10 protein-coding genes and 1 tRNA gene are annotated in these 12,768 nt (G+C 69.8%); 5 read left to right on the plus strand and 6 right to left on the minus strand.

Annotated features, from left to right (window positions below):
• Positions 1 to 11 precede the first annotated feature (11 nt).
• A complete protein-coding gene (locus AB5I40_RS02355) occupies positions 12 to 860 on the minus strand; it encodes an NmrA family NAD(P)-binding protein (protein ID WP_370936762.1) in 849 nt (282 codons plus the stop codon).
• A gap of 124 nt (positions 861 to 984) precedes the next feature.
• On the opposite strand from AB5I40_RS02355, the gene AB5I40_RS02360 reads away from it, so the two are divergent.
• On the plus strand, positions 985 to 1,974 hold the full coding sequence (locus AB5I40_RS02360; RefSeq protein WP_370936763.1) for an AraC family transcriptional regulator: 990 nt from the start codon (positions 985 to 987) through the stop codon (positions 1,972 to 1,974).
• A gap of 660 nt (positions 1,975 to 2,634) precedes the next feature.
• Here AB5I40_RS02360 and AB5I40_RS02365 read toward each other — a convergent pair.
• The gene (locus AB5I40_RS02365; RefSeq protein WP_370936764.1) at positions 2,635 to 3,138 is read right to left on the minus strand and encodes an acyl-CoA thioesterase; all 504 of its coding nucleotides are present in this window, start codon (positions 3,136 to 3,138) and stop codon (positions 2,635 to 2,637) included.
• A gap of 490 nt (positions 3,139 to 3,628) precedes the next feature.
• On the opposite strand from AB5I40_RS02365, the gene AB5I40_RS02370 reads away from it, so the two are divergent.
• From AB5I40_RS02370 to AB5I40_RS02380, 3 genes are all read left to right on the plus strand, one after another.
• Positions 3,629 to 5,776 carry a hypothetical protein gene (locus AB5I40_RS02370; protein ID WP_370936765.1) on the plus strand — a complete coding sequence of 716 codons (2,148 nt, stop codon included), beginning with the start codon at positions 3,629 to 3,631 and terminating at the stop codon, positions 5,774 to 5,776.
• Between the two features lie 304 nt (positions 5,777 to 6,080).
• On the plus strand, positions 6,081 to 6,365 hold the full coding sequence (locus tag AB5I40_RS02375) for a DUF4235 domain-containing protein (RefSeq protein WP_370936766.1): 285 nt from the start codon (positions 6,081 to 6,083) through the stop codon (positions 6,363 to 6,365).
• Between the two features lie 576 nt (positions 6,366 to 6,941).
• Positions 6,942 to 7,565 (plus strand): VanZ family protein, encoded by a 624-nt coding sequence (locus AB5I40_RS02380; protein WP_370936767.1) that lies wholly within the window; start codon positions 6,942 to 6,944, stop codon positions 7,563 to 7,565.
• Between the two features lie 343 nt (positions 7,566 to 7,908).
• Here AB5I40_RS02380 and AB5I40_RS02385 read toward each other — a convergent pair.
• From AB5I40_RS02385 to AB5I40_RS02395, 3 genes are all read right to left on the minus strand, one after another.
• Positions 7,909 to 7,982: transfer RNA gene (locus tag AB5I40_RS02385), tRNA-Pro, on the minus strand.
• A 254-nt stretch (positions 7,983 to 8,236) separates the two neighbouring features.
• Entirely contained in the window at positions 8,237 to 9,007 is a 771-nt protein-coding gene (locus tag AB5I40_RS02390; RefSeq protein WP_370936768.1) for an enoyl-CoA hydratase/isomerase family protein, read from the minus strand.
• On the minus strand, positions 9,004 to 9,894 hold the full coding sequence (locus AB5I40_RS02395) for a PaaX family transcriptional regulator C-terminal domain-containing protein (protein WP_370936769.1): 891 nt from the start codon (positions 9,892 to 9,894) through the stop codon (positions 9,004 to 9,006). The genes AB5I40_RS02390 and AB5I40_RS02395 overlap by 4 nt, the downstream gene beginning before the upstream one ends.
• A gap of 121 nt (positions 9,895 to 10,015) precedes the next feature.
• On the opposite strand from AB5I40_RS02395, the gene AB5I40_RS02400 reads away from it, so the two are divergent.
• The gene (locus AB5I40_RS02400; protein ID WP_370936770.1) at positions 10,016 to 11,653 is read left to right on the plus strand and encodes an ABC-F family ATP-binding cassette domain-containing protein; all 1,638 of its coding nucleotides are present in this window, start codon (positions 10,016 to 10,018) and stop codon (positions 11,651 to 11,653) included.
• Between the two features lie 43 nt (positions 11,654 to 11,696).
• Here the strand turns inward: AB5I40_RS02400 and AB5I40_RS02405 are convergent, their stop codons facing one another.
• The gene (locus AB5I40_RS02405) at positions 11,697 to 12,644 is read right to left on the minus strand and encodes a methionyl-tRNA formyltransferase (RefSeq protein ID WP_370936771.1); all 948 of its coding nucleotides are present in this window, start codon (positions 12,642 to 12,644) and stop codon (positions 11,697 to 11,699) included.
• Positions 12,645 to 12,768 lie beyond the last annotated feature (124 nt).

Below are 12,768 nucleotides of genomic sequence, written 5' to 3' on the forward strand. Positions count from 1 at the left end.
CGGCGGGCTGATCAGCGCCACAGGCCTGCCGCGGCGCGGGCGTAGTCGGCGAAGGAGACCGGCGGCCGGCCGGTGATCCGCTGGACGTCGTCGGTCACGTCGGCGGCGCAGTCGTTGCGGATGCCTTCGTACATGGCGGCGTAGAAGTCGGCGACCTGACCGGGAGTGCCCCCGCCGAGCAGGGCTTCGCGGAACTCGGCCGGGTCCATGGCCTGGTACCGCACCGTTTTCCCCGCCGCGTCGCCCACGATTGCGGCCATGTCCGAAAAGGACAGTGAATGGGGCCCGGTCAGGGAGCAGGTCTGGTGCTGGTGCCCGCCCTGGGTCAGCGCGGCCGCGGCGACGGCGGCGATGTCCTCGACGGAGATCGGCGCCACCCGGCCGTCGCCCGCGGGAACCGAGACGACCCCGGTGCGGATGCCCTGGAGGATCGCGGGGTGCTCGGAGAAGTTCTCGGCGAAGACGTTGGGACGCAGGATCGTCGCGGGCACCGGCCCGGTTTCGAGGAATCGCTCGACTCCGTGCGCCGCGAATCCGCCCGCGGACAGCTGCGCCGCCATGTTCGACAGGTGGACCACCCGGCGAACCCCGGCGGCCTTGGCGTCGTCCAGCAGCGCCGCGACCTCCGCCGTGGGGTCGGGGCTGATCGGGAACCACTGGTAGATCGCGTCCACGCCGTCCAGCGCGGGCCGGTAGGTCGCCGGGTCCTCCCAGTCGAGGCGGACCGGCGTCACCGGACCCGCCGGGCTCCCCGGGGTCCGGCTCGCCGCCCGGATCTCGTGCCCCTGCTCGGCCAGCAAGGACACCACGCGGCGCCCGGTGCGTCCGGTCGCGCCGAGGACAAGAACTGTGGCGGGCACGCGTTCCTCGCAAGGTAGGGTCGAAACGGCAACGACATCACCGTAGGAATGGGTCACCGACACGCGCCATGACAGCTCTCGACAGATTCATGTCCGATCGGCGCCACGGCGGAGCGAATCGGGCATGGCGGTGAAAGCGGTCGGCCGTGAACGCGACCACGTGGCCGAGGTCGTGGGCGACATCGTCGCCGCCCTCCGGCGCGGAGGCGTCGTCTACGGCCGGGCGCTGCTGCGCGCCCCCTGGGGCATCGCGTTCGAGTCGCGCTCGATCGCCACCATCTACGTCGCGATCGCCGGTTCCTGCGTCCTCGTCCCCGACGGCGGACAAGCGCTGCATCTCGCCCAGGGGGACGTCGCGTTGCTGCCGTCCGGCGCCGGACACGTCGCCGCCGACACCCCAGGCCGCCAGGCTCCCACCGTACGAGAGCTGTTCGGCGCCGACCTCGAGGAGCTGTCCGCCACCGACCTCGTCATCAAGGGCGACGGCCCCGAGACCGTTCTGGTCTGCGGCGCATATCTGCTCGAACCGGCGCCGCAGCATCCGTTCATCGCATCGCTGCCCGACGTCGTCCACGTCACGGCGAGCCAGATGCGCGGCACCTGCCTCGCCGCCGCCGTCCAGTTGCTCACCACCGAAGTCGACCACGCCGGCCGCGGCACGCCCGCCGTGGTGGCCTCGCTGCTCGACCTGCTGTTCACCTACACCCTGCGGTCCTGGTTCCTCGGCCAGCCCGACCAGCTGGTCGGATGGGCCCACGCGCTCCACGACCCCGCGGTGGGCCCGGCGCTCGCACTCCTGCACGACGACCCCGGCAAACCCTGGACCGTGGAGGCGCTCGCACACGCCGTCGGCGTCCCGCGGGCCCGGTTCAGCCGCCGATTCGCCTCGACGACCGGCCACGCCCCCATGGAGTACCTCGGCATCTGGCGGATGACCGTGGCCGCCCGCCTGCTGCGCGAAGGCCAGGCTCCTCTGCGGCAGATCGCGCGGAAGGTGGGTTACGACTCGGAATTCGCGTTCGCGCGCGCTTTCAAACGGGTGGTCGGTCATGCGCCCGGTCGTTATCGGGCGATGCACCATCGAGATGCGGGCGCCAGCGATACACGGCGATGACTGTGATCGCGGCGCCGACATTCCGGTTTGTTCGTGGTCGCATGGCCTGGCCGAGACGGGCGTCGAGGTCACATGGCTCGCGCTTCTCACGACGGTGACCGGCGATGCGGATCGGGTCGTCCGGCCAGGCAGCAGAAGGTTTTCGGCTCCTGCGCGGATCACCGGGCGCGGCACCCTCGCGTGCGCGCCCCGGCGAACACCTCCGGCCAGCTGCCGATGGCTCGGCGAACCGGTCCGAGTGTCGTCGAAGCCGCCGACGGAGCTCGAAACGGGCCGGCCACTCGCTCGCTCAGCCGGGGTGCCCGCTGAGCAGCAAGGACGGGCCCTCACTGGCATTTCCCGCTTCGAAATTCGTTCAGCGATTCCTTTCCCGTTCGCTTGAGGAAGACTGACCGAAGGGACAATTCCCTTGGAGGGAGCGACGTTCGAACAGTCTCGCTGGACCCGATTGGAACGCAGCGTGAAGCGGGCTGGCGGCACGCACTAGACGCGCCGCCAGCCAGATTTTTCCGCGATGAATAACAGCTGCTGAGACACTGCTCGCCGGTCAGGCACTTCTGACGGCGTTCAGCGGCACTTCCGCTCGCGGTTTCGGTAATGGGTTACTTTTCCTCCTCCTTTCCGCCTTCTCGCGAAATGCTCAAGAGCTCCGGATTTGTGTCACGGGCTGGAGCGGCGATAGCCGGAGGCCGCTTCCTGGTGCAGGTACAGGCGCTCCGACGACAGTCTGGTCCCCGGCACCGGGTTCGCCGGCCGCGGCGTTCCGGTGACGTCGATCGCGACGAAGACCAAGTCCGCGGAGGCCACCGGCGTCGGCGGCGCCGCGAGGTCCTCGGGATCGTCGGCCCAGCCCGACCAGTAGGTGGCGGTCACCGTGGTGCGGACTTCGATCGAGGTGTTGTTGACCCGCTCGATCCGCGCGCAGGCGTGCAGCAAACCGCCTTCTCGCACGGGGTTCAGGAACTCCATGCGCTTCACGGCGCGAGTGGCCGTCGGGCCGTTGCTGTACTCGAGGGTCACGAGCCAGGCCGCGTGGTCGATCAGCCGGAACATGACCGCGCCCGCGACGTCTCCCTGGTGGTTGAGGTCGGCGGGCTGGGCCAGGTGGGTCAAAGTGCGCTGAATCAGCGGTCGCGCACAGGGCGCGGACGAACTGGTGCTCATCACGGTATTCCTTTCGGTCATCGGCTGGTCTGCGCGAAAAAGCCGCACGTCAGTGCGGCGGAAACGCGGGAAACTTCAGGGGCCCGCGGAAATTGCGCGCGGAATTCCGCTCATCCCGGTGAGACGCATCCGCATGCCCGGGGATCGCCCGTGGCCGTGCCGAAGCGGCCCGATCGGGTAATGCTTTCCGCTCGGGCTCGGGTGAATGCGTCGATCGGGCGCCTCTACGTTCGATGGATGCTCTCTCTGAATCGATCCTAGCACGGCCGAAAGAGTGCCCCGCGCGATTGTGCCTGCTTCACGCGAACGGTGACAGAAACGTGAAAGTGAAACGCATTGTGCGTTTTCGGGTGACGCGTTGACGGTGTCCGGGACCGACGGTCGGCAGAGCGAAGATCGGGACGAGGCGGTCGCATGCCTTCGGCTCGGGACGGGCCTCGGGACGGGGGACCTAGGACAAGGGCGGCCGGTTTTGTCGGGGGTCGGTGGCATGATCCCCGACGTGCTGGACAACGAGGCGCCCGCCGAGGTTTTCGCTGGGCTGGACGAGATCGACTGGGTCGCGATGGAACACGCGTACGGACCGGCGGGGGACGTCCCCGGGCTGCTGCGCGGGCTGGCGTCTGCCGACCCGGCCGTGCGGGAGGTCGCGCTCGACGGCATGTACGGGGCGGTGCACCACCAAGGCGATGTCTACGAATGCACGGTCGCGGCCGTCCCGTTCCTGGTGCGCGTCGCCGCGTGCCCCGGCCTTCCCGGGCGCGCTGCTGTGCTGCGGCTGCTGGCCAGCATCGGCGGTGCGGAACAGCCTTCGCCGCCGGCGGATCGCGACCGCATGCGGTACGGGCAGGCAGCGTCGGCGGTGGGCGGCGCTGCTGGGGCACTGCTGCCGTTGCTGGCCGATCCCGACGCGGAGGTCCGGGAGGCTGTCGGCGCCACGCTGCTCGCCCGCCGGTCCGAGGTGGCCGAAGTCGCGGCGGCGGTGCAGCGGCGGCTCGCCGCGGAAGCGGTGCCCGCCGTCGCGGCTGCGCTGGTCGCCACGATCGGAACGTTCGCCCGGCGCTCGGCGGATGTCGACCTCTCCGGCGTGCGCGCCGCGTTGGCCGAGCCCGGGCCCCCGAAGGTGCGACTGGCCGCGCTCGCCGCGCTGGCCCGATCCGGCACTGAATCGCTGTCGGCCGAGAGGCTCGCGCTCGCGGTGGAATTGCTGACTGCCCAGCATGCCACCCCCGAGCCCGTGCCGGAGCCGGTCCCGTTCGAGACCCTGCCGGGCGCGCCGCCGACGCTCGCCGGCGAGTTGCGGAAGCGGAAGGCACTGCACCGGAGCGGCCTGCCGGAGGGCCTGGATCCGTACGGACCCTCGCCGGTCCGAGAGCTGAGCTGGGCTTTCCGCGATCAGGTCGGCGACCGGCTCCGGCTGCTGGCCGGCCTGACGGGCGCGGCCGGCCGACAATGCCGCCTGGACGCCCAGAACGCGGCGAGTGACCTCGTCCGCGGCTGGCGCGGCGACTACCGCGAGCTGGCCGTACGCATCGGCGAAAACGCGCTCGACGAGCACCCGCTTCTGGCTGGCAACGCAGTGACCGCGTTGGCGGGTTTCGGCGTCCTGGCCGCTCCCGCGGCGGATGCGCTGAGCCAGGCCCTCGACGCGATGCCCCGGGAAGCCGAACGGAGCAACCCGCTGTCCGGCCAACCGGGTTGGCTCATCAAGACTTCCCGTCCGCGCGGCTCCGGGCCGGCGAGGGTTTCCGTCGATCTCAACCCGATTCTGCCCGTGCTGGCGGAATTGCGGGACGTGCGCGCGTTGCCGGCCCTGCGCTGGGTGCTCGAGCAAGAGCAGCTGCCCACCGGGATCGGAAGCGCCATCGGCAGTTTCGGCGAACTCGCGGCCGATCTGGTCCCGCTGATCCGTCGCCGGATGGGGGACTTCCCCGGGGAAGCCGAGGCGCTGGCGGGCGCGCTGGGGGAGATGGGCGCCGCCGCCGCGGAAGCCGTGCCGGAGATGGTTGACCTCCTCTCGAACGGCAAGACCCGAGAAACCGTGCCAGCTTTGGGCAAGATCGGCCCTGGTGCCGCCGCCGCGATCCCGGCACTCCGTTCGCTGCTCGGCGAACCCGACCGGGACCATTCCATCGGCGCGGCGGTCGCGCTGTGGCGCATCACCGGCGACGCCGATGTCGTGCTCCCCGTGATCGCCCGGCATCTGGACGGAAGCGAGTACGCGATCACGGCCGCCGCGGAAGCCCTCGGCGTCCTCGGCCAAGCAGCGACGTCCTACCGCGCACGGCTGCGGACGATGCTCGCCCAAGCCGATGACGAATCCGACCCCTACCGATGGGTGCGATACCAACTGGCGACCGCCTTGTGGCGCATCGACGGCGACGCCGACGCAGCAGCGGCGGTGCTGGTCACGTTGTGGCGCACGAACCGAGTGCTGATGCCTGCCTTGGCGCGCGGCCTGGCGGAACTAGGCCCCGCCGCCCGCCCAGCCGCACCACTGGCCCGCGCCGAACTGGATTCGGTTCGCCGGCACACTGTGCAGGGAGTCGTCGAGTATTTCGATGTCTACAACGGATTCGTCACCGCCGACGAATCCCTGCTCGCCGACTGCCGCACGATCCTGGCCAACACTTCCTGACAGCACAGGATGACGCACCCGGCGCGACATCGTGCACAGACCGAGATGGCTTTGCTGTGCGCCGATCCCGAACGGAATCCCGGCCAGCTCCGCCAGGACTGTCCACAAGCGACTATGGAGGCGCACCGGCCGCCCCCTGTCCGTCAGTGCCTGGCCGCGGACGACGACCCGGTACGCGCCGCGTGCTTCGACTGGGTTTCGACCTCCCGGCCGCGCATACACCTCCGCGGTAGCGGGTAGTGCTTGATCGAGCGAGAACGCCCCGATTGTGCGCTGTGGAAGGTAGCCCGGAAGGAAAGTGAAGATGAACAAGCTGCTGTACCGCCCGCTGGGCATGCTGTTCGGCGTGCTTGGCGGTTTGGCCGCCAACGCGGTGTTCGAACGAGTGTGGAAGCTGATCTCCGGCAGGGAAAAGGCGCCGACTCCGACCCAGAAAGACCGGGGATGGGGCGAGGTGCTCTTGGCCGCGTCCGTACAAGGAGCGATCTTCGGCCTGGTGAAGGCGGCTGTCGACCGAGGCGGCGCGACCGGCTACGACAAGCTCACCGGTCAGTGGCCCGGCGACACCGCCGAACACGACAACGACTGAGATCGCACCTGCGTTCAGCGGGCCGGGCAGCCTTCAGCGCGGGCGGGACCCCGGCAGGCGTTGCTGGCCAGAACCAGGGGCCGGGACGCGCGCGCCCAGGCCGCTCGTCGAGCCGCAGCTGAGGTGACCCGGTTAGTGTCTCCGGGCAGGTGCCACACCCAGGTCGGGTCATATTTCGGGTTCTGTCGCTTGAATCCTGGCCGAAGAGGGCAGAGGCGATCGCGGCGACCCAAGACGAGCCCGAGTGCCACGCCGGGCGGTCGGACTGCCCGGCGTGGCACTCGGGCTCGTCTGGCAAGAAGCCCCGACTTCGCCGCCGACGGCGAAGTCGGCCAACGCCGCCCACCCCGCTCGCAGGCACTGCGACCAGCGCGTTCGGCACCGAATCCTTGGCGCTACACGAATGGCGTAATTGCGTCCCCCGGCCGTCGGGTGAACGGGTGGTCGAACCCCACTGCAAGACAGCGCATTCGGCGATCCGGCCGTCCATCAAGTCGGGTGATCGTGGCGACACGACACTCTCCCTGACCGATGCGAAGGTGATCTTGCGAAGGGGGTTCAGGGGAGAGGCGCGGGATGGACACAGTGGTCGAACGGATCATTCCGGCGGCGGTCTTGGCGTTGCCGGTGTCGCAGATCCTGTGGGTTGTGCTGGCGGTGCGCCGGAGCCGGCGCTTGCCGCTCTCGATCGCGACGTTCACCGCCGCCGTCGACACGGCGATTCTGCTCTGCGGCGGGCTGGTCGTCGTCCTGGTCACCGCACCCGCCGGGGACGGCGAAGGCAGCACCCTGCATCTGATTCCGGGCCAGGACGTCGCCGCGCTGGGAACCGACGCGGGTTGGCAGATCGCGGGAAACCTGGTGCTGCTGGCGCCGCTCGCGGCGCTGGTCCCGTTTCGGGTGCCCCGGCTGCAGTCGCTCGCACGGATAGCAGCGGCGGCGGCGCTCGTCTCGATCGGGATCGAAGCCGTGCAGTACCTGCTGGACGCCGGTCGGGTCAGCGCCACCGACGACGTACTGTTGAACACGATCGGCGCCACCGCCAGCGCCAGTCTGACGCGCGGCCTTTGGCGCGCTCTTTCCCCGGTGATCCCTCGCCCTCGCGAGGCCGTAGCTCCCGGCCCGGGAACTCCGGCTGCCGGGCCGCCGGATTTTCGCGCTGCGGCTCACTCGGAATCGCGTGCCCCGGATCTGCTCTAGAGCGTGGTCACGGCCTGTTCGCGCCTCCGTGAACGATGCCCGCTTGCGTTCGGCCGCAGGCACAATCGCGACGGACGACCGATTGGCGACAAGTGCGGCGCCAAGTTCAGCGGGTCAGCTTTCGGCACCTCCCCGCCGAGGGCCGCAGGTCTTGCCGCGCTTCGACCGTGTGGCCTCGTCTTCTGCGCTCTTCTCACGGCGGCGAGCCCAGTTGCTCGGGCCTGCTGGTCCCCAAATGGTCCCCAAGCCCGAGCGCCCTTGATCGTCGCGGACATCAAGCACGGCTCGAAAAAAAGCCGCTCGACCTGGGTTTTCACCCTGGTCGAGCGGCTTTTGTCTCCGGTCGGGCTGACAGGATTTGAACCTGCGACCCCTTGACCCCCAGTCAAGTGCGCTACCAAACTGCGCCACAGCCCGGACTCCTCACTCCCCGAGGAACCCCTCGTGGAGTGCGATGCGACTACTCTAGCGGGTCCCGAAACCGGCCCCGCAACGAGGTCTTCATTAGTCCCTGACCTGCACAAACCCAGGCGACCGAGGTTCCCCGCGCGAGAGGCCGGACGACACCGCCATGATCAACCGCCCCGGAGCCGCCAGCCCCGGCAACCCATGGGCACCCCAAAAAATCAGCCCTGGTCCAGCAGAAGGACCAGGGCTAAAGAGCAACCCGCTCAGCGACCGCTGAACCGTGCCTTCCCAGGCCCATCGGCCAGGAACGACTTCACCGCGCCCCGCAGGTCCTCCGTGTTGTACAGATCCGCGGCAATAGCCGTCACGTGCGCGTTCGCCTCTGGCACCCCGCCGTGTTCGAAGTGCGCCAGGATTTGCTTCGTCGCGGCGTGCGCCTGGGTGGGGCCTTCGGCGAGCTGACGCGTGAACTCCCGCGCAGCCTCGTCGAAACCCTCATCCGGGAGAACGCGGTTGACGACGTTCCATCGCTCCAACGTGGCCGCGTCAAAGGGAGAGCCGGTGAACACGAACTCCTTAGCCCGCGCCACCCCGGCCCGAGCGGCGAGGCGCTGCGTGCCGCCCATCGTGGGCGTCAGGCCGACGACCTTCTCCACCAAACCGAACTTCGCCCGCGATGCGGCCAGCAGCAGATCGCACGCCATGGCGACCTCGAAAGCCCAGGTCAGGCAAAGGCCATGCGCGGCGAAAACCGTCGGGAACGGCAGTGCGGCAAGGCGATCCGGCACCGTGAGCAGCTCGTCGAAGAGCACCTTCGCCTCAGCCGGAGAGGACTGCGCATCGAAGAGCGCGACATCGACACCCCCGCTCACGACGCGGCCTTCGGCGCGGATCAGGAGGGCTCGGGCGGGGGTTTCCTCCAGCGAGCTGATCGCGTCCAGAAGCGCGTCCTGCAGCGGTTTCGTGTAGAGGTTGAGCGGCGGTTCGTCGATGGTGAGCACGGCGAGCCCGCCGTCGCGTTCCAGCCTCGTCATGCTTGCTCCTCGTTCGCGGTCAGTTGGTCCCAGTACGCCTGCGCGGCGGGGCGCCATTCCACGTGTTTGCGGTGGAACAGTTCAGCTGCCTTGGCTCCGCTCCAGCTTGCGGGCAGCAGTTCCGCGGGCAGTTGGGGATCGAGGAACGGGAAACGCCGCCACTCGTGCACCAGTTCGGTTTGCGCGCGCAGGACCGCTTGCGCGCCGGAGGGGGACACGCCGGTGAAGCGGTCGATGAAGTCCTCGTACCGGTCGGTCAGCTCGGACAGGTCCCAGGACCGCGCGACCATGCTTTCCTGGTCGCCGATCGCGCCGTACTCCGCGGTGAACGACATTGCCTGCGCTTCGAGGCCCAGTTCGGCGACGATCTTCTGTGCTTCGGGCTCGCGGCTCGGATCCGGGCTGACCCAGACGCCGGCCACCGGCGAACCGAAGCCGGCCCACGTGAGCCGGGTGCGCAGGCGGTGGCGCAGGTCGCGCTTCGCTTCCGGTACCGAGACGATCAGCATCAGCCAGCGGTTCTCCCAGGCGTGCGTGTCGCGGCCGAAGGCGTATATGCGGTCGGCGCCCTCGGTGAGCAGGCGCCGCCCGGGCGGGGTCAGCGACCAGCGGACGCGGCGGCCGATGCGTTCGGACACCAGCCAGCCCTCGCCCGCGGACCGGGCCAGCGCCTGGCGCGCGGACTTCTCCTCGATGTCGAGCATGCCGAGGGATTCGACCAGCATCGACGTCCACACCGGACGGTCGCGCGGCAGCACGTACTCGCCCAGCACGGTCATCAGCAGCGACCGTGCGCTGGCGTGGCTCACCTCGCGCCGTCTGCTGACGGTCGGCCGGGGAGCCCGCTGCTTCCCCCGGCCGAACGGGACGGGGGCGGGTTCCGCCATCGCTTTTCACCGACCTCACTGCTCTCGTTGGACCCGGCAACCCGCCCAGAGTACCCACTCGGAGTGACGGAGCCGACACGCGGCACGCGGCGCGAGCGGCACCCGTAAACTCGGCTGCGATATGAGCGCCACACTCGTCGCGAAGGACCTGGCCGCGGGCCACGGTGACCGCGTTCTCTTCTCCGGTCTCGATCTCGTCGTCGCCCCTGGCGAGGTGATCGGCCTGGTCGGCGTCAACGGCGCCGGCAAGTCCACCTTGCTGCGCACGCTGGCCGGGCTGGCCCGCCCGGAATCCGGCGAGGTGCGGCTGAATCCGCCGACCGCCACCGTCGGGCATCTCCCGCAGGAGCCGGAGCGGCGCGAGGGCGAGTCGGTGCGCGCTTTCCTCGCGCGACGCACGGGTGTCGCGACAGCGCAAACCGCGCTCGATGCGGCGACTGATGCGCTTACCGCGGGCATCGACGGTGCCGACGACGCATACGGCACCGCGCTGGACCGCTGGCTCGCGCTCGGCGGCGCCGACCTGGACGACCGCGCCGGCGAGGTCGCCGCGGATCTCGGGCTGGCCGTCGACCTCGACCAGCCGATGGTTTCGCTTTCCGGCGGGCAGGCCGCGCGCGCCGGGCTGGCGTCGCTGCTGCTCAGCCGGTACGACATCTTCCTGCTCGACGAGCCGACGAACGACCTCGACCTTGACGGGCTCGCCCGGCTGGAGCGGTTCGTCACCGGGCTGCGCGCGGGCACCGTGCTGGTGAGCCACGACCGCGAGTTCCTGGCCCGCACCGTCGACCGCGTGGTGGAGCTGGATCTGGCGCAGCGCCAGGTGAAGGCGTACGGCGGCGGGTACGAGTCCTATTTGGAGGAACGGGCGGTCGCGCGGCGGCACGCGCGCGAGGACTACGAGGAATACGCCAACACCCGCGCGTCGCTGGAGGCACGGGCGGGCATGCAGCGCGCGTGGATGGAGAAGGGCGTCAAGAACGCCCGCCGCAAGGCGACCGACAACGACAAGGTCGGCCGCAAGTTCCGCAGCGAGGCCACCGAGAAACAGGCCTCGAAGGCGCGCCAGACGGACCGGATGATCGAGCGGCTCGAGGTCGTCGAAGAACCGCGCAAGGAGTGGGAGCTGCGGATGGAGATCGCGGCCGCTCCGCGCGCGGGCGCGGTGGTCGCGACGCTGCGGGGCGCGGTCGTGCGCCGCGGCGAGTTCACGCTCGGGCCGGTGGACCTGCAGATCGACTGGGCGGACAAGGTCGCGATCACCGGCGCGAACGGCGCGGGCAAGTCCACGCTCCTGGCGGCGTTGCTCGGCCGGGTGCCGCTCGACGAGGGCAAGGCCGCGCTCGGGCCGGGCGTCGTGGTGGGCGAGGTCGACCAGGCCCGGCGGCTGTTCCTCGGCGACCTCCCGCTGGCGGACGCGTTCGCGCAGGAGGTCCCGTCGCTCGCCGACGCGGAAGTCCGTACCCTGCTGGCGAAATTCGGGCTCAAAGCCGCGCACGTGCTGCGTCCGGCGGCGACGCTTTCGCCCGGCGAGCGCACCCGGGCGGCGCTGGCGCTGCTGCAGGCGCGCGGGGTGAACCTGCTGGTGCTGGACGAGCCGACCAACCACCTCGACCTGCCCGCGATCGAACAGCTCGAGTCCGCTTTGGACGATTACCCCGGGACGCTGCTTCTGGTGACCCACGACCGCCGGATGCTGGACGCGGTGTCGGTGACGCGGCGGCTGGAAGTCGACGGGGGCAAGGTTTCCGAGCGTTGACGAGACCTCGTGAGTGCCGGTTGGAACCGGCACTCACGAGCGGTCACGGACGGTCGGTGAGATACCCGCCCATGGTCGTGAAGTACTCCGCAGCCGAGAGCTCCCGGTCGTCGGCCGTCCGGACGCGTTCGATCCGCAACCCCGGCGACTGACCGCGCCGCGCCTCCCGGCCCGCGACGATCACCACGCCCTCGCCTTCGCGGATGAAGATGCGGCCAGGAGTCCCGCCGTAGTGGCCGTCCGAAACCGACGCGCGCACGATGCGCAGTTGCTCGCCGCGGTGGTAGGTGAAGGCGTTGGGGTACGGGTCGGATTGGGCGCGCACCAAGCGGTCCAGTTCCTCGGCCGACCACGTCCAGTCGATGAGGCTGTCGCGCGGCGCTCGCTTGTGGAAGAAGCTCGCCTTCGTCCGGTCCTGCGCGATCGGGACGACCGTGCCGGAGCCGATCAGGCCCAGCGCTTCCGTCACCAGCGGTTCGATGAGGTCCACGGTGCGGTGGAACAGATCCGTGGCGGTGTCGCGCGGGCCGACCGGAACGGCGCGCTGGGCCACGATGTCGCCCGCGTCGAGTTCGTCGTTCATCATGTGCGCGGTGACGCCCACCTCCGGCTCGCCGTTGATCAGCGCCCAGATGATGGGGGAGAAGCCGGCGTAGGCGGGCAGCAGCGAATCGTGCACGTTGAGCGTGCCGTTGCGCGGCAAGGTGAAGATCTCCGGCGGCAGCCACGTGCGCCAGTTGTTCGCGACGATGAGGTCCAGGTCCGCGGCCTTCAGCTCGTCGAGAAGTTCGGCGTCGTCCGGGCGGGTGCGCAGCAGCGTGCGGATTCCGTGCTGCTCGGCCAGTCCGGCGACCGAATCGCTCCAGATCCGTTCGTAGGCGTGGTCGCTCGGCGGGTGGGTGACCACCAGCCGCACGTCCTGGCCTGCGTCGAGGAGGGCCTTCAGGGTGCGGTGTCCCCAGGTCTGGTAGCCGAACATGGCCACGCGCATCGGCGGTGCACCTTTCGTGGTCGGGACGAACATCACCCAGACAGTACTAGTTGAGGCTTACCTAAGTTAGGTTAGGGTTTCTTGAGCATTGGTCAGTCGGGAACGGTGATGCGGCAGTGCCGCG

It is taken from the genome of Amycolatopsis sp. cg13 (genome assembly GCF_041346965.1).
Lineage (GTDB): Bacteria > Actinomycetota > Actinomycetes > Mycobacteriales > Pseudonocardiaceae > Amycolatopsis.

Coding starts and splice junctions, on each gene's coding strand:
- AB5I40_RS02375 (WP_370936766.1), top strand. CDS start 6,081: ATGAACAAGCTGCTGTACCGCCCGCTGGGCATGCTGTTCGGCGTGCTT.
- AB5I40_RS02360 (WP_370936763.1), top strand. CDS start 985: ATGGCGGTGAAAGCGGTCGGCCGTGAACGCGACCACGTGGCCGAGGTC.
- AB5I40_RS02395 (WP_370936769.1), bottom strand. CDS start 9,894: ATGGCGGAACCCGCCCCCGTCCCGTTCGGCCGGGGGAAGCAGCGGGCT.
- AB5I40_RS02390 (WP_370936768.1), bottom strand. CDS start 9,007: ATGACGAGGCTGGAACGCGACGGCGGGCTCGCCGTGCTCACCATCGAC.
- AB5I40_RS02380 (WP_370936767.1), top strand. CDS start 6,942: ATGGACACAGTGGTCGAACGGATCATTCCGGCGGCGGTCTTGGCGTTG.
- AB5I40_RS02400 (WP_370936770.1), top strand. CDS start 10,016: ATGAGCGCCACACTCGTCGCGAAGGACCTGGCCGCGGGCCACGGTGAC.
- AB5I40_RS02365 (WP_370936764.1), bottom strand. CDS start 3,138: ATGAGCACCAGTTCGTCCGCGCCCTGTGCGCGACCGCTGATTCAGCGC.
- AB5I40_RS02405 (WP_370936771.1), bottom strand. CDS start 12,644: ATGCGCGTGGCCATGTTCGGCTACCAGACCTGGGGACACCGCACCCTG.
- AB5I40_RS02370 (WP_370936765.1), top strand. CDS start 3,629: ATGATCCCCGACGTGCTGGACAACGAGGCGCCCGCCGAGGTTTTCGCT.